General features: G+C 67.1%; 14 protein-coding genes and 1 pseudogene. 5 read left to right on the forward strand and 10 right to left on the reverse strand.

Annotation, left to right across the window (positions count from 1 at the left end):
* Positions 1 to 100: 100 nt before the first annotated feature.
* The 3 genes and pseudogenes from secG to OKW52_RS19615 form a co-directional block, all read right to left on the reverse strand.
* Positions 101 to 462, reverse strand: a pseudogene (secG, locus tag OKW52_RS19605) (preprotein translocase subunit SecG).
* Positions 463 to 563: 101 nt separating this feature from the next.
* Complete coding sequence (locus OKW52_RS19610) at positions 564 to 944, reverse strand: VOC family protein (protein WP_264507197.1); 381 nt, start codon at positions 942 to 944, stop codon at positions 564 to 566.
* Complete coding sequence (locus OKW52_RS19615; protein WP_127105505.1) at positions 944 to 1,342, reverse strand: DUF6524 family protein; 399 nt, start codon at positions 1,340 to 1,342, stop codon at positions 944 to 946. Before OKW52_RS19615 ends, OKW52_RS19610 begins: the two co-directional genes overlap by 1 nt.
* 424 nt (positions 1,343 to 1,766) lie before the next feature.
* Here OKW52_RS19615 and OKW52_RS19620 point away from each other — a divergent pair, with 424 nt between their 5' ends.
* The 3 genes from OKW52_RS19620 (at position 1,767) to OKW52_RS19630 (ending at position 4,175) form a co-directional block, all read left to right on the forward strand.
* Positions 1,767 to 3,065 (forward strand): adenylosuccinate synthase, encoded by a 1,299-nt coding sequence (locus tag OKW52_RS19620; RefSeq protein ID WP_127105504.1) that lies wholly within the window; start codon positions 1,767 to 1,769, stop codon positions 3,063 to 3,065.
* The gene (locus OKW52_RS19625; protein ID WP_264507198.1) at positions 3,065 to 3,289 is read left to right on the forward strand and encodes a DUF2842 domain-containing protein; all 225 of its coding nucleotides are present in this window, start codon (positions 3,065 to 3,067) and stop codon (positions 3,287 to 3,289) included. Before OKW52_RS19620 ends, OKW52_RS19625 begins: the two co-directional genes overlap by 1 nt.
* A gap of 157 nt (positions 3,290 to 3,446) precedes the next feature.
* Positions 3,447 to 4,175: a hypothetical protein gene (locus tag OKW52_RS19630; protein WP_264507199.1), complete on the forward strand. Its 729-nt coding sequence runs from the start codon at positions 3,447 to 3,449 to the stop codon at positions 4,173 to 4,175.
* Between the two features lie 161 nt (positions 4,176 to 4,336).
* On the opposite strand, the gene OKW52_RS19635 is transcribed toward OKW52_RS19630, so the two are convergent.
* A complete protein-coding gene (locus tag OKW52_RS19635; RefSeq protein WP_264507200.1) occupies positions 4,337 to 6,985 on the reverse strand; it encodes a hypothetical protein in 2,649 nt (882 codons plus the stop codon).
* Positions 6,986 to 7,121: 136 nt separating this feature from the next.
* Here OKW52_RS19635 and OKW52_RS19640 point away from each other — a divergent pair, with 136 nt between their 5' ends.
* Positions 7,122 to 7,814, forward strand: coding sequence for a thiamine diphosphokinase (locus OKW52_RS19640; protein WP_264507201.1), 693 nt, complete (start codon positions 7,122 to 7,124; stop codon positions 7,812 to 7,814).
* On the opposite strand, the gene OKW52_RS19645 is transcribed toward OKW52_RS19640, so the two are convergent.
* The 6 genes from OKW52_RS19645 to OKW52_RS19670 all read right to left on the reverse strand — a co-directional run bounded on the left by OKW52_RS19645 (position 7,759) and on the right by OKW52_RS19670 (position 13,865).
* Positions 7,759 to 8,694 (reverse strand): DMT family transporter, encoded by a 936-nt coding sequence (locus OKW52_RS19645; protein ID WP_264507202.1) that lies wholly within the window; start codon positions 8,692 to 8,694, stop codon positions 7,759 to 7,761. The genes OKW52_RS19640 and OKW52_RS19645 overlap by 56 nt on opposite strands.
* A 103-nt stretch (positions 8,695 to 8,797) precedes the next feature.
* Positions 8,798 to 9,787 (reverse strand): hypothetical protein, encoded by a 990-nt coding sequence (locus tag OKW52_RS19650; protein ID WP_264507203.1) that lies wholly within the window; start codon positions 9,785 to 9,787, stop codon positions 8,798 to 8,800.
* Positions 9,788 to 9,946: 159 nt separating this feature from the next.
* Positions 9,947 to 11,317, reverse strand: coding sequence for an L-serine ammonia-lyase (locus tag OKW52_RS19655; protein WP_264507204.1), 1,371 nt, complete (start codon positions 11,315 to 11,317; stop codon positions 9,947 to 9,949).
* A gap of 198 nt (positions 11,318 to 11,515) precedes the next feature.
* Positions 11,516 to 12,196, reverse strand: a complete 681-nt coding sequence (locus OKW52_RS19660) for a glutathione S-transferase family protein (protein WP_264507205.1) — start codon at positions 12,194 to 12,196, stop codon at positions 11,516 to 11,518.
* 20 nt (positions 12,197 to 12,216) lie between these two features.
* Positions 12,217 to 12,843 carry a YdeI/OmpD-associated family protein gene (locus OKW52_RS19665; RefSeq protein ID WP_264507206.1) on the reverse strand — a complete coding sequence of 209 codons (627 nt, stop codon included), beginning with the start codon at positions 12,841 to 12,843 and terminating at the stop codon, positions 12,217 to 12,219.
* Positions 12,844 to 12,950: 107 nt separating this feature from the next.
* Positions 12,951 to 13,865 carry an AraC family transcriptional regulator gene (locus OKW52_RS19670; protein ID WP_264507207.1) on the reverse strand — a complete coding sequence of 305 codons (915 nt, stop codon included), beginning with the start codon at positions 13,863 to 13,865 and terminating at the stop codon, positions 12,951 to 12,953.
* A 98-nt stretch (positions 13,866 to 13,963) separates the two neighbouring features.
* Here OKW52_RS19670 and OKW52_RS19675 point away from each other — a divergent pair, with 98 nt between their 5' ends.
* On the forward strand, positions 13,964 to 14,707 hold the full coding sequence (locus OKW52_RS19675) for an SDR family oxidoreductase (protein WP_264507208.1): 744 nt from the start codon (positions 13,964 to 13,966) through the stop codon (positions 14,705 to 14,707).

Raw genomic sequence — 14,707 nt, forward strand, 5'->3', positions numbered from 1 at the left:
CGTTCCGCAATACGGACGCAACATCCTGCGTGAACGGGGCCGGGGCCCCAAAATATTGAGTGAGGTCGGCCCTGCCATCCGGCAAGGCCCGTTTGTCAGATCAGTCCTGCCGCGGCGGCAGGACAGGGGCGTCACCGGCGGGCGGCAACTGGATATCGGGCAGCGGGATGCTGCTGTTGGCATCCGGCGTGGCCGGAGCGGTCGGGAAGCCCAGACGCTCAAGCACCGAGGTTTCGGTCGAATTGGACGCGCCAATCACCGTCAGCGCCAGCGAGGTCAGGATGAAGGCCCCGGCAAAACCCCAGGTCAGCTTGGCCAGACCCGTCAGCGGCGGACGACCCGCCTGCGGGCCCATGCCGCCACCACCGATCCCCAGACCACCCCCTCGGAACGCTGCAGAAGCACCACGCCGATCAGCGCAAGCGCCAGGAGGAGGTGGATGATCAGCACAACGTTCTGCATGGGACGGCCTTTTCAACGGTTCGAGCCTATCTATGCGCAGCCGGAAAAGGGTGCAAGCCCTTTGCCCTGCCCTTTCCCGCGCGGATCTGGCAGCGATGCGCTCAGGCCTCAGCGTCGCATACCGCCGACAGCTTGTTGCCGTCAGGGTCGCGCAGATACGCCGCATAGAAAGCCCGCCCGTAAGGCCGCAGCCCCGGCGCGCCCTCATCCCGGCCCCCTGCGCGCAGGCCATCGGCATGGAACGCCGCCACCGCCGCCCGGTTGGGCGCCTCAAAACAGGGCATCGAGCCATTGCCGACACTCATCGGCAGCGCATCATAGGGCCGGTTCACCCAGAACCGGCACGGGCCACCCGGCGCGCCATAGCCGATCTCGCGCGCGTCCGTGTAGAGCCGGACATAGCCCAGCGCGCCCAGCGCCGCGTCGTAGAACCGCGCGGCCCGGTCGATATCGTCACTGCCAACGGTGACGTAGCTGAGCATCACTCGACATCCACGTCATCGACATCCGCCTGCCCGCTGATTCGCCGCCGCACGATGGACCAGCTCAGCCCGACCCCCAGCACCAGCGAGCCGATCAGGATCGCCAGCCACTGATTGAGCTTGGAATTGTCGGTGCCCAGCACGCCCCAGTCGATCAGCACCCAGACCAGCGCTGCAAAGATCGCCGCGACCAGCGCCATGCCCAGCGGCCCGATCGAGCGTAGCGTGGCGCGCAGATAGATCGTGTAGCCGACGATCAGCACCAGCCCCGACAGCACCAGAATTGGCAGCTCGGCCATGCCATTGTCCATCGCCCAGCGCACGAAATTATATGGCGTCGGGTTCCATGTGGCGGCGACCAGAACAAAGGCAATCAGCCAGCGGATAAGAAATGACATGGGCGCTAATCCTCGCAAGATGACCCTTGGTGCAGATGAAACGCGCCTGTGTCCAGCCCGCATCCCTGCTTCGTGACCACGCGCCCTGCCCCCGCGCCGCAGCACCAGACACGGCTTGCGTGACCGCACCGCCAGCGACCTGGGAACCGCAGTGCCCGGGACACCATGTTGTGAGGGCGCTCAAAACACCCGATCAACGGATGCTGTCGGGGAAAGGACCGCGCCCTTCAGGAAAACCAGCCCCATCCCGCGCACCGGCGACACGGGCGCTGGTCTGCGCCATGGGCTTCCCTTTGCCCTGTCTTTCCCTCGCTGCGCGTCCAACCCACCCCGGTTCAGGCCGCGACGAAAAAACGTGTTTCGTTGCTGCGCGTGCATCGCTATAGAACGCACGGTTTCACCAAACCGGGGAAGGACTCCTGTCATGGCCAATGTTGTTGTCGTAGGCGCTCAATGGGGCGACGAAGGCAAAGGCAAGATCGTCGATTGGCTCTCTGAGCGCGCCGACGTCATTGCGCGGTTTCAAGGCGGCCATAACGCTGGCCATACGCTGGTCATCGACGGGCAGGTCTACAAGCTGAACGCCCTGCCCTCTGGCGTGGTGCGCGGCGGCAAGCTCAGCGTGATCGGCAACGGCGTCGTGCTCGACCCCTGGCATCTGGTGCGCGAGATCGCCAAGATCCGCGAACAGGGCGTGGTGATCACCCCTGAGACGCTGATGATCGCCGAAAACACCCCGCTGATCATGCCCTACCACGGCGAGCTGGACCGCGCGCGCGAAGATCAGGCCTCGGGTTCCAAGGCCAAGATCGGCACCACCGGACGCGGCATTGGCCCGTGCTACGAGGACAAGGTCGGCCGCCGGGTGATCCGCGTCGCCGATCTGGCCGACACCGCCACGCTGGAGCTGCGCGTTGACCGCGCGCTGGTGCACCACAACGCGCTGCGCTCGGGTCTGGGGCTGGAAGCCATCGACCGCGACGCGCTGATCGCCTCGCTGAAAGAGATCGCGCCCGAGATCCTGCAATACGCAGCCCCGGTGTGGAAGGTGATGAACGACCTGCGCCGCGCCGGCAAACGCATCCTGTTCGAGGGCGCGCAAGGCTCGCTGCTGGACATCGACTTCGGCACCTACCCCTATGTCACCTCGTCCAACGTGATCGCGGGTCAGGCGGCCACCGGTGTCGGCGTCGGCCCCAATGCGATCGATTTCGTGCTGGGCATCGTCAAGGCCTATACCACCCGCGTCGGTGAAGGCCCCTTCCCGACCGAATTGCACGATGACGACGGCGAACGCCTTGGCACGCGCGGCCATGAATTCGGCACCGTCACCGGGCGCAAGCGCCGCTGCGGCTGGTTCGATGCCGCCCTGGTGCGCCAGACCTGCGCAATCTCGGGCATCAACGGCATCGCGCTGACCAAGCTCGATGTGCTCGACGGGTTCGAGACGCTGAAAATCTGCGTGGCCTACGATCTGGACGGCAAGCGGCTGGACTATCTGCCCACCGCCGCCGACCAGCAGGCGCGCTGCACGCCGATCTACGAGGAAATCGAGGGCTGGTCCGAATCGACCGAAGGCGCGCGGTCCTGGGCCGATCTGCCGGGGGCGGCGATCAAATACGTGCGCCGGATCGAAGAGCTGATCCAGTGCCCGGTCGCGATGCTCTCCACCTCGCCCGAGCGTGAGGACACCATCCTCGTCACCGATCCGTTTGAAGACTGATGGCCCTGTCCTATAAAACCCGCCGCCGCCTGTCGCTGCTGATCCTCGTGGTCGCGCTGCCGCTCTACATCGTGGTCGCCGTCACGCTGGTCAACCTGATCGACCGCCCGCCCTTCCTGCTGGAACTGGCGATCTATATCGGGCTGGGCGTGATCTGGGCTTTCCCGCTGAAAGCGGTGTTCAAGGGGGTCGGTCAGGCCGACCCCGACGCCACGGACGACTGAATAGCTCCCCCGACGGCGCCCTGCTTCAGATGCCGTCGGGAGGCACGCTTTCGACGTCGGGCAGATTTCAGCCTTTTTCGACAGGGACCGCTAAGCGGACCAAGCGGACGTTCGCCGTGCTACAGTGACGAAAAATAAATGGCTTGAGGGGCAGTAAATGAAAGTTCTCTTAACCTGTATGGAATGCTTGCAGGAAAACGGAAGCCGCGACTTCCGGCCAGTTGTGGTGACCGTTAATGACGAACGGTTCTTCAAGATGACATGCCCAAATGGGCACCAGTCGCTCACGATCATTCAGCAGCCAAAGCATGAAGTTCTGTTTGAGCTGGGAATGAACGCACTGGTCGATGGCTACCCACGCGAGGCTGTTACTTCGTTCGCATCCTGCTTAGAAAACTTTTATGAGTTCTGCATTAGTCAGGTGTCACTTGACAAAGGCGTAGACCGGGCATCCTTGGATGCTGGTTGGAAATATATGGCCAAGCAGTCTGAGAGACAGCTCGGCGCGTTCGTGATGCTCTGGTTAAACTACTTCGGTTCCGCGCCGACTCTGTTGAGCGATAAATCGCGGGGCTTTAGAAACCGGGTTGTTCATCAAGCTTACATCCCCGGCCTCGATGAAACTTTGGCTTTTGGAGATGATATCGTCGCCTGCGTTTCCAGTAATTTACGCGACATGAAGCATCATTTGGGCGATGGTTTGGATGCGATCTTCACCTCTGAGTTCATTGCGAGAGCTTCCTCGCAAAATCAGCGTGTAACGACACAGTCCATTCCAACAACTATCGACTGGGCTGGGCTCATCCAAAATGAAACGGTGAACCTACGCACCCGTCTGGAAGACATAAAAAAGGATAAGGTCATCTTTCAGTGGCCGAAGTTCTAATTTCTAGTTGTCGGCAGGCTATCCGAGCGGCAGCAAGGGGCTCAAAGCTGACCTCCGAGAGCCCCAACCAACCGTTCAACACCCGCACCCACCTGACCCAACCCTCCACAAAAAAAGGCGCCGCAATCGCGGCGCCCTTTTTAATTGTCCCGTCCAACCCCTCACCGTTCCGCGAACCGCTTCGCCTGCTCGGCGAATTCCGACCCCGGCGCCAGTTCGAACTGGCCGCGACGCGAGCGTTGCATGGTGCCCTGACGCATCAGCATGCCGAAGGTCCGCAGCAGGTTCTCACGCGAGCGGGTCATCGGCTGGCCGGTCGACACCACATGCCGCATGACCTGCGGGCGGGTAAATTCCTCCAGCGCCTCGACATGCGTGACATAGGCCGCAGCGGCCTCGGTCAGCTCGGCCAGGGTAGTCAGATGCATCGGGCCGACGAAATCGCCAAAGGCCTTGCCGCGCGGCACGACGGCAACGGGCGCATCCTCGTCAAACAGCTCTTCCATGGCCAGCGCGCCGGTGTTGATGCGGCGCGGATGCACGATCTCGGTTTCCTTGGGCCGGTCGATGCGCTGCTCGGACACCAGCACCAACGGCGGCTGCGCCGAACGCGGGCGCTCGGTGCGGTGGGTCTGCGAGCGGGACGGACGGCGCGGCATGCCTTCTTCGACACCCTCGGCGGCCGGAACGCGCACGCTGCGCTCCAGATCGGCGCGGTAGCGGGCGATTTCGGCGCGCTCCTCGTCCTCGGGATTGCGCGGCGCACCGGCTTCCTCATCGGCGCGGGTCGCCACCACGGCGGCCTTCAGATGCGACAGCGTCGACAGGCGGCGCTGCGCTTCGGCCCCGGACAGCTCGCTGTCGGCCTGAATGATCAGCCGGTCGACCGAGGCATCGGCCTCGCCACCCAGAATCGAGCGGCGCTGCCCGTCGGGGCGACGCGAAGTCTGCACTTCGCGCTCGACCGCCGCCAGATCGGCAACCAGAGCCGCCTCTTCCTCGGCGCTCAGCCCGGTTTCCCCCAGCGTCTGCGCGATGCGCGCCTGCAGCGCGGCGTCGTCGAGCGGGACGTCCTCGTCGTCGTGCGTCTGTGCTGCGGTCGCCGCCTCAGGGGCGGTGTCATCGGCAAGCTCAGGAGCCGCCGCCGCAACCGGAGCCTCGGCCAGCGCGTCTTCATCGGCAAAGCCATCGGCGGCAAAGGCCGCCATCGTCGCGCGCACATTGTCCGACGCGCCCTGCGCCTGCGAGGCCGCTGCCGGCTCGACCGGCGCAGGCGGCGGGGTCATCGCGCCGGCATTCGGGCGCACCACGACCACGCGACGCCCCTGCCGGGGCACCGCCGCACCACCGGCACGCGCATCACGCTGCGCGATCTCGGCACGGATTTCGCTTTCCAGCTGCTCGCGTTCGGCGGCCAGCCGGGCGGTGACGGCATCGCTGTCGTCCTCAACCTCAGCCTCAGCCTCAGCCTCAGCCTCAGCCTCAGCCTCAGCCTCAGCCTCAGCCTCAGCCTCAGCCTCAGCCTCAGCCTCAGCGGCGAGACGCTCGGCTTCAGCCCGCTCGGCGTCAATCGCGGCCTGACGCTCGGCCGCTTGTGCCGCCTCATGCTCGGCCTCTTCGCGGGCCAGATCTTCACGCGCGGCAGCCTCGACGGCCAGACGCTCATCCTCTGCCCGCGCCGCTTCCTCTGCCGCGATCCGTTCGGCGTCCATACGGGCCGCCTCGGCACGCTCGGCCTCGTCAGCCGCGAGACGCACCTGCTCAGCCCGCGCCGCTTCCTGCGCAGCCCGCTGCTCGGCGTCCAGACGCTCGGCTTCTTCCGCGGCCAGACGCTCCGCTTCCAGCCGAGCCTCTTCCTCAGCCGCCAGACGCTCCGTTTCCTGACGGGCAAATTCTTCCTCGGCCAGACGGTCTGCCTCTTCCCGCGCGGCCTCTTCCGCTGCCAGACGCTCCGCCTCAGCTCGCGCAGCCTCCTCAGCCGCCAGACGCTCCGCCTCAGCCCGCGCAGCCTCCTCAGCCGCCAGACGCTCCGCCTCAGCCCGCGCAGCCTCCTCAGCCGCCACACGCTCCGCCTCAGCCCGCGCATCCTCCTCAGCCGCCACACGCTCCGCCTCGGCCCGCGCAGCCTCCTCAGCCGCCACACGCTCCGCCTCAGTCCGCGCAGCCTCCTCAGCCGCCACACGCTCCGCCTCAGCCTGTGCAAGCTCGGCGGCTTCGTCCGCCGCGACGGTGTCGGCCACCAGCGATTCGGTCTCGGCCGGATCAAACATCGGCGCACCGTCGATCGCGGTCTCGTCGGGATAGCCCGGCGCGCTGTCGTCATCCTCGGCCGCCTCAAAGGCGCGGACCTGCGCCACGGCAGCGCGGATGCGTTGCAGCTTGGCCGAGATGCCCGTGGTCGTCCCGTCCTCAAGCGGGGCAGCCGCTGCCGCGTCAGGCTGGGCGTCAGGCTGGGCCGCCGCCTGCACTGCCGCTGCCGCCGCGCTGACCGGATTGACCGCAGCTTCGGCCCGGAACCGGCTGGGGCGACGGTCGCCCGGTACCGCGTCAGCCTCGATCTGCGGACGCAGAACAACGCCATTCTCTTCGATCTTGGCGTCAACCCGGCGCTTGATCTCACGCTCGGCAATCCGGTGCAGCATCTCGGCATCCGGCGTCGGCGGTTCAGCCCCGAAATAGCGATCCTCGGCAGCGAGGTCGCGGAAATACTCGGCAATCGCCTTCATCGTGCTGAACGGCTCGTCAAAGCCTTCCAACGTGCAAGAGAAGGTGCCGTAAGACACCGTCAGGATTTTGCTCGGACCGACCATACGCTTACGTCCCTTGTCATACTCGAGCTCGAATGTGCCTGCGTCACGGTGCGCCAGTGTGGAGCGCACAAGGTTATTTCTTGATCGGATTGTGGCCAAGCTTGCCTTCCGACGCCTCAATTGACAAGAACACCATATGGTGGCGCGCTTTGCAAAATCTCAAGGGATCACACTTGTGGGGGGCGGCGTGCCCTCGCGCGATGCGTTGGCCCGTGCGCTGAACATCGCGCCGCATCTGGTGGCAGCCGACGGGGGCGCCGATGCGGCGCTGGGATTCGGGTACACGCCGGATCTGGCGGTCGGCGATTTCGATTCCATCTCACAGAGCGCGCGCGCGGCACTGGGCCCCGCGCGGCTGCACCACAACCCCGATCAGGAAACCACCGATTTCGACAAGGTGCTGGCCGCGGTCGAGGCCCCGCTGCTGGTTGCCGTGGGGTTCAGCGGCGGCCGGATGGATCACACGCTGGCGGCGATCAGCACCATGGCGCAGAACCCGCACCGTCGGCTGGTGATGGACACGGGCGAAGACCTCTGCCTGATCTGCCCGCCCGCACTGACGCTGACCCTGCCCGCCGAGTGCCGCGTGTCGCTTTATCCGCTCGCGCCTGTGCGCTGCGCCTCGACCGGGCTGAGCTGGGCCACGGACCACCACCTGTTTGACCCGCTGGGCCGCATCGGCACCTCGAACGCAGCCCGGGGCGGGCCTGTGACCCTGCGCCCGGCCGGGCCCCGGATGTTGCTGATGCTGCCGCTCGATCAACTGGGCGCGCTTACAGATGGATGGGCAGACGCGCCACTCTGGCCAGCGCCCGCTCGCGCGCAATGATGTAAAGGCCCGAGGCCACGATCACCGCGATCCCGGCCCAGCTGAGCGGATTGGGCAGATCGCCAAAGAAATACCACCCAAACAGCACCGAGGTGACGATCTCGAGATAGTGCAGCGGGGCCAGCGTGGCCGAGGGCGCAAACCGCAGCGCCACGGTGATCGCCATATGCGACACGCTCGCGGCCAGCCCGACGCAGACCAGTTGGCCCCAGACCAGCGGCGCGGGGTTGGTCAGCGCCATGAGCTCCCAGTCCAAGGCATAGCCCAGCGCCAGCGCGGGCAGCATCCAGACCACACCGATCCACGCCGTGTGGAACTGCATCGCCACCGGCGCCACGAAGCGCGAAACGCGGCGGGTCAGCAGCATGTAGAAGGCAAAGAACACGGCCGTCGCCAGCGGGTAGAACGCAACCGCGCCGAAGGCCGCGAAATTCGGCTGGATCACCAGCAGCGCGCCCAGAAACCCGACCACCGCCGCACCGATCCGCCGGGGCCCGACCTGATCGCCGAACAACAGCGCCCCCAGCGCCAGCAGGATAAACGGCTCGACGAACACGATCGCCAGCGCGTCGGCCAGCGGCATCGCCTTGACCGCCCCGACAAAGGCATAGGTCGAGCCGATCAGCATCAGGGCCCGCGCCGACAGCCAGAGCGCCGCGCGCGCGCCGATCCGCAGGGACTGGCCCAGCACCAGCACGACGGGCAGCATCACGGCGGCCTGCACCACCATGCGGAAAAACGTCACCTGCGTCACGCTCACCGATTGCGCGGCATATTTGGCGGCGACGTCGATCAGCGGCGCGATGGCGCAAAACGCCAGCATCATGCCAATCGCCAGCGGCACACGGTCAAGGGTCGGGGTCTGGGCTGCTGCGGTCATGGATGACGCCTTACCCGCATTGCCGGGGGGCCGTCCAACGCGTTTGCGACACTCTCGTTCCGGTTGCGGCGCATCGCGGCACGGCACGGCGCTCGGCGCGGCGCTACGGCGTGTCGCACGCGCTGCGGCACTCCTGCGCCGCGCGCTCGGCGGCGCGCAGTCTGGCGGCGGCATCGTTATAGGCCGCCGTCTGGCTGGCCAGCGCCTGTTCGGCGGCATCGAGCGCGCGCCGCGTGATCACCGGATCCAGATCGGGCGACGCTAGCCGCGATTGCAGCGCATCGCGCAGCCCGTTCAGATCGCCGACATCGCGCGCCAGACGCAGCCGCTCTGATTGCCACGGGGTCTCGCCGATCTCTCGGGTCAACGTCTGGATTTGCGACTCGGCTGCGCGGATTTGCAGTTCCAGCGCGCTGCGGCTCGACAGAAGCGTGTCGTACCAACTGCGCGCATAGACGTAGGCCTCGACGCTGCTGGCGTGGTCGCGATTCGCCCGAAAATAATCTTGCGTCAGGGTAGCAATCTCGTTTTGCTGCGCATCGCAGCGGCGCAGGCATTGTGCCGCGGGGTCGAGGCCAGCGGCCTCGGGCGGCACGGCCGGGTCGGGCTCTGGCATCGGCACCGGCGCTGGCATCGGCATTGGCATTGGCATTGGCGGGCGGTCCAGCTCGGGCACCGGCAGCGCCATGCGGTTTCGCACCATTTCGAGCCGCCCCGCCAGCTCCCTGAGCTGCGCAATCCGGGCGTGAATAGCCAATTGGTCCGCCATCAGATGCGTTCCAGTCAAGAGGACTTCCTGCCCTTCGATCAGTTTGGAAATCCGCGTCAATGCGATGTCGCTGGTCAGGTCAGGCGAATTGTACAGCACTTCAAAGACCGGCCCCAAGGGATTCGGCGCCGCCCCGGCGCCCTGCGCCGCGGTGGTGAACATGTCGTACAGGGCACGGCTGACGATGACGAGTTGCGCCGCTTCGGCATCGCTCGCCCCCGCGCGGCGCAACACCGCGCCCGGATCATCGGGCAGCGCGCCGTCCTGCGCCCATGCCGGGGTCGCCAACGCCATCAGCAGCAGAAATCCCACAGTTCGCAGCATGCACAGGCCCTCCGCGCGGCGGCGATGGCAGGAGGGGGCCAGCAATGCCCGCACCGCCGTCACACCGCGATTCAGCGACGTTGGCGCAGTCTGCGGCGCTTCGATCAGGCGATCAAGTCACAAGACCGGGCGCCCCGCGCGCCTGTCAGCGACCGCCGGTCAGCAGTTCGGCACGTTGACCGCCAGCCCGCCCAGCGCGGTTTCCTTGTATTTCTCGCTCATGTCAGCCCCAGTCTGGCGCATCGCCTCGATGCAATTGTCCAGCGGCATGAAGTGCTGACCGTCGCCGCGCAGCGCCAGCGAGGCGGCGCTGATCGCCTTGATCGCGCCCAGCCCGTTGCGTTCGATGCAGGGCACCTGCACCAGCCCCTTGACCGGATCGCAGGTCATGCCGAGGTGATGCTCCAGCGCGATCTCGGCGGCGTTCTCGACCTGCTCGGGGCTGCCGCCCAGTACGGCGCACAGGCCCGCCGCGGCCATTGCGGCGGCCGAGCCGACCTCGGCCTGACAGCCGCATTCCGCGCCCGAAATACTGGCGTTATGCTTGATCAATCCGCCAATCGCAGCCGCCGTCAGCAGAAAATCCTCGATCTTGTCCTGGCGCGCGCCCGGCACATGGTCCTGCCAGTAGCGGATCACCGCCGGGATCACCCCCGCCGCGCCATTGGTCGGCGCGGTGACCACCTGCCCGCCCGCCGCGTTTTCCTCGTTCACCGCCATCGCATAGAGCGACATCCAGTCGTTGATCACATGCGGCGCGGTCAGGTTCAGGCCGCGCTCGGCCATGAGTTGCTCATGGATGCCCTTGGCACGGCGACGGACCTTGAGACCGCCGGGCAGGATGCCCTCGCCTTCAAGCCCGCGCTCGATACAGGCGTTCATCACCGCCCAGATCCGGGCGATCCCGGCCGACAGCGCGGCGGGATCGCGGCGGCTGAGTTCATTGGCGCGCTTCATCGTGGCGATGTCGAGGCCTGAGTCGCGGGCCATCGCCAGCATCGCCTCTGCGCTCTCGAACGGGTAGCGGACGGGCGGACCCGAGGTGGCAGCGCTGCCCGCGCGCAGCTCGGCCTCGGTCACCACGAAACCACCGCCGATGGAATAATAAACCTCGCGCAAGATGACATCACCCTGCGCGTCGGTGGCCATCAGCACCATGCCATTGGCGTGGCCGGTGAGCGGGTTGGCATAGTCGAAAATGAGATCGGCCTTGGGATCGAAGCGCAGCGCGGGCAGATCGGGGGTAACCTGATGGCTGGCGTGGATCGCGGCCAGCGTCAGCTCGCCGCGCTCGGCATCGAAGCTTTCGGGCAGGAACCCGGCCAGCCCCAGGATCACCGCGCGGTCGGTGCCGTGGCCGACGCCGGTGAAGGCCAGCGAGCCATGCAAGGACGCGCGCAACCCATGCGCGGTGAAGGGCGAGGCGCGCAGCCGGTCCAGAAACCGCCCCGCCGCCACCATCGGCCCCATCGTGTGCGACGAGGACGGGCCGACGCCGATCTTGAAGATATCAAAGACGGAGAGAAACATGCGCGGGGCTCCGGGGTTCGGTTTTGGCCAGCCTATCCGAGGGGCAGGAGCGGGGACAGCCAGCAGCGACCCTCGGGTTGCTGTTTGCGCCGCGTGGGGGATGTCGGAGGGGGCCTTCTGCCCCCCGCTTCGGCCAAGGGCCGAAGCCCCCCGAGGATATTTACGGACAGATGAGGGGGGCGTTAAGAATTTGTTAAGCTAGGTGGCGCTGCCTTCGGGCGGGCGGCAGGGCTGCGGATCGGTGAAGGGGTGCGGGCCGAGGCCCTCAGCGCTGCTGGCCGTGGCGACCGAGGCGCGGGTTTCCAGTCGGGCGACCATGGCGCGCAAATTGGGGCAGTCGGCAAGGCTGAACCACGCCCCACCCGGCGCATAAAGCGTGGCCCAGCGCAGCGTGGCGGCTGCGTAGAGGTCGAGCACCGAGGGCTCAGCGCCGCCGAACCACGGCACCGTCCCGCACAGCGCGTCGAGCAGCGCGTAATGCTGCTGCAAGCGCGCGGTGATACCGGCATGCAGTGCGGCCTCGGCGCCGGGCGCGTATTGGCCGGGGTAGAACACCATGCGCAGATCGGCATGCAGGGTGTTCGAGGTGAAGAACAGCCATTTCAGGAACGCGCCGCGCCCCGCCTCCCCGACATGCGGCCCCAGCGCGCCATACCGGTCCACCAGCCACAACAGCACCGCTGCCGTCTCGCTGACCGGCCCCTCGGGCGTTTCCAGCACCGGGATCAGCCCCGCCGGGTTGAGCGCCCTGTAGGCCGCGCTCTTGTGCTGACGCGCGCGGCGGTCGACCAGCGTGGTGGCAAAGGGCACGCCCAGTTCCAGCAGCGCAAGCCGCACGATCAGCGAGGCGTTATCGGGAGCGTAGTGGAGGGTGAGCATGAGGGTCTCCGGGGGGAATGTCAGCGCTCGGTCGCGCCCTTGCCGGCAAGGATATGGGGGCGGAACTTCTCGATCCGGGCGCGGCGGGTGGCGGCTTGCTTGGCCTGATTGAGCGCGAAGGCATAGCTTTTCTGCCGTCCCGGTGTCAGCGCCGCAAACGCTTCGGCCAGCGCGGGATCGGCGTCCAGCGCCTCGGTCAGCTCGTCTGGCATGTCGATCTCGCGCGTCACCTTGGGCGGCTTGGTGCCCGCCTCGGCGTGGTCCCTCAGTTGGCGCAGATAGGCGCGGATTACCGGCTCGCTCTGCGCAACCTGACCGGCGTCGGTGAAGCGCATTACCCCAGGCGTCTGGCTGTTCGGCCCGGCGGGTTCCAGCACCCCCTCGGTGTCGTTCAGCAGCCCCGGATTGAGGAAACTCAGGCGGAAATCACCCCGGAACGCGCCAAAGAGCGCGATGTTGCGCCCGGCATGCATATAGGTCGGATGCGCCCATTTCACCACCTCCTGCAGCCCGGCGTCCAGACAGATCCGACGCAAGGCAGTCAGCCCGCCCCGCCACAACTGCACCGAACACTCGGGCGTGTCGAAACGCGCGCAGCGCCCGCAGCCCTTGGTGAAGAAATCCTCAACGTCGGTGATCATCGCCATGCCGTGCTCTTTCGCGCCTGACAGGGGCGCGCAGCCGAGCTTAGCCAGCCCGCCGCGATCACCGCAACCCGCGGCACGCGCCGCTCGGCGAGGGGCTGCCACGGTGGTTACCCGGTCACCGCCTCGGCCGCCATGCGCATGAACCGCCCCGGCGGCACGCCGACATGACGGCTGAACGCGGTGCTGAAGGTGCTGGCCGAGCCATAGCCGATCCGGCCCGCCACCTCGTCCAGCGTCAGCCTGCCGCCGCGCAACAGCGACTTGGCCACCGCCATGCGCCAGGTCAGCAGATACGCCATCGGCGTGACCCCCACCGTCCGCGAGAAGCGTTCAAAAAACGCCGAGCGCGACATGCCGACCGCGCGGGCAAGCGCGCTCACCGTCCACGCGCGCTCGACGTCGCCGTGCATCAGCCGCAGCGCGCTGGCCACCCGGGCATCGGCCAGCCCGCTCAGCAAGCCCGCCTGTGCCGCCTTGCGCGGCACCGCGCGCAGCGCCTCGATCAGCAGGATCTCGATCAGCCGCGCCAGAATCAGATCGCCCCCCACATCGCCGCGCGCCGCCTCATCACCGACCAGCCGCACCAGTTGCGCCAGCCGCGGGACGCCCTGAAGGTGGATCACCCGCGGCAGCAGCGCGACCAGCAACGCGGCATCGGGCGATTCAAAGGTGAAATACCCGCCGAACTGGCTGACGTCGGGCGGCCCCTCCTGCCGCCCATGGCGCACCACGGCACCCGCGAGCGGGGTCTGCGCCGGATCGACCCGGCGCAGGGGGGCGGCGTCGAGGCTGGACAGGCTGAAGGCAGGCGTGGCGGGCAACAGCACGAAGTCACCCTCTGCCAGCACCACCGGCGCCTCACCCTCAACCGCCAGCCGACAGGTCCCCAGCGTCATCGCGCAAAAGCCGGGGTGGCCGAAGGCCGCATAGCGCACCGCCCAAGAACCGGCGCCGGTGATCCCTTTCGAGAAGACGGCGCGCGGGCGCATCAGCGTGATGATCTGACCCAAGGGATCGGCCATTTCGGACCCTCGCAAACAAATTCAGGAGTTCTGATTGAAGATCGTCCTGATTTTGCCCGCTAGAACGGTCTCGTCAACGTCAAACACAGGAGACCGACATGAAAACCGTCCTCATCACCGGCTGCTCGTCCGGCTACGGCCTTGAAACCGCCCGCCACTTCCACGCGCAGGGCTGGACCGTCATCGCCACCATGCGCAGCCCGCGCGACGGCCTGCTGCCCGCCTCGGACCGCCTGCGCCTGCTGGCGCTCGATGTCACCGACGCCGACAGCATCGCCGCCGCCATCGCCGCCGCAGGCCCCCTCGACGCGCTGGTCAACAACGCCGGCATCGGCGTCGTCGGCGCGTTCGAGGCCACGCCCATGGCGCATGTCCGCACGGTGTTCGAGACCAACACGCTGGGCACCATGGCCATGGTGCAGGCGGTTATCCCGCAGATGCGCGCGCGCCGCGCGGGCGTCATCGTCAACGTCACCTCCAGCGTCACACTGGCCCCGATGCCGCTGGCCGCCGCCTATACCGCCAGCAAACAGGCGATCGAGGGCTTCACCGGCTCGCTCTCGCATGAACTGGCTGCCTTTGGGCTGCGCGTCAAACTGGTCGAGCCGGGCTATGCGCCGACCACCCGCTTTTCGCAGAACGCCGGTATCAACGTCGCCGACCTGATCCCGCAGGCCTATGCCGATTTCGCCGCGCCGATCTTCGCCGCCTTCGCCAATCCCGGCCTGACCACCCGCGAAACCGACGTGGCCGAGGCCGTCTGGCGCGCCGCCAACGACACCTCGCCGCAACTGCGCTTCCCCGCCGGTCCCGACGCGGTCGCGCTGGCGCAGGCCAGCTGA

It is taken from the genome of Pararhodobacter zhoushanensis (genome assembly GCF_025949695.1).
Taxonomy (GTDB): Bacteria; Pseudomonadota; Alphaproteobacteria; order Rhodobacterales; family Rhodobacteraceae; genus Pararhodobacter; species Pararhodobacter zhoushanensis_A.

Bases quoted from the DNA above. Each gene is read 5' to 3' on its own strand.
- OKW52_RS19665 (WP_264507206.1), bottom strand. From the start codon at position 12,843: ATGGCGATGATCACCGACGTTGAGGATTTCTTCACCAAGGGCTGCGGG.
- OKW52_RS19645 (WP_264507202.1), bottom strand. From the start codon at position 8,694: ATGACCGCAGCAGCCCAGACCCCGACCCTTGACCGTGTGCCGCTGGCG.
- OKW52_RS19625 (WP_264507198.1), top strand. From the start codon at position 3,065: ATGGCCCTGTCCTATAAAACCCGCCGCCGCCTGTCGCTGCTGATCCTC.
- OKW52_RS19620 (WP_127105504.1), top strand. From the start codon at position 1,767: ATGGCCAATGTTGTTGTCGTAGGCGCTCAATGGGGCGACGAAGGCAAA.
- OKW52_RS19635 (WP_264507200.1), bottom strand. From the start codon at position 6,985: ATGGTCGGTCCGAGCAAAATCCTGACGGTGTCTTACGGCACCTTCTCT.
- OKW52_RS19630 (WP_264507199.1), top strand. From the start codon at position 3,447: ATGAAAGTTCTCTTAACCTGTATGGAATGCTTGCAGGAAAACGGAAGC.
- OKW52_RS19660 (WP_264507205.1), bottom strand. From the start codon at position 12,196: ATGCTCACCCTCCACTACGCTCCCGATAACGCCTCGCTGATCGTGCGG.
- OKW52_RS19610 (WP_264507197.1), bottom strand. From the start codon at position 944: ATGCTCAGCTACGTCACCGTTGGCAGTGACGATATCGACCGGGCCGCG.
- OKW52_RS19615 (WP_127105505.1), bottom strand. From the start codon at position 1,342: ATGTCATTTCTTATCCGCTGGCTGATTGCCTTTGTTCTGGTCGCCGCC.
- OKW52_RS19675 (WP_264507208.1), top strand. From the start codon at position 13,964: ATGAAAACCGTCCTCATCACCGGCTGCTCGTCCGGCTACGGCCTTGAA.
- OKW52_RS19650 (WP_264507203.1), bottom strand. From the start codon at position 9,787: ATGCTGCGAACTGTGGGATTTCTGCTGCTGATGGCGTTGGCGACCCCG.
- OKW52_RS19640 (WP_264507201.1), top strand. From the start codon at position 7,122: ATGGTGGCGCGCTTTGCAAAATCTCAAGGGATCACACTTGTGGGGGGC.
- OKW52_RS19655 (WP_264507204.1), bottom strand. From the start codon at position 11,317: ATGTTTCTCTCCGTCTTTGATATCTTCAAGATCGGCGTCGGCCCGTCC.
- OKW52_RS19670 (WP_264507207.1), bottom strand. From the start codon at position 13,865: ATGGCCGATCCCTTGGGTCAGATCATCACGCTGATGCGCCCGCGCGCC.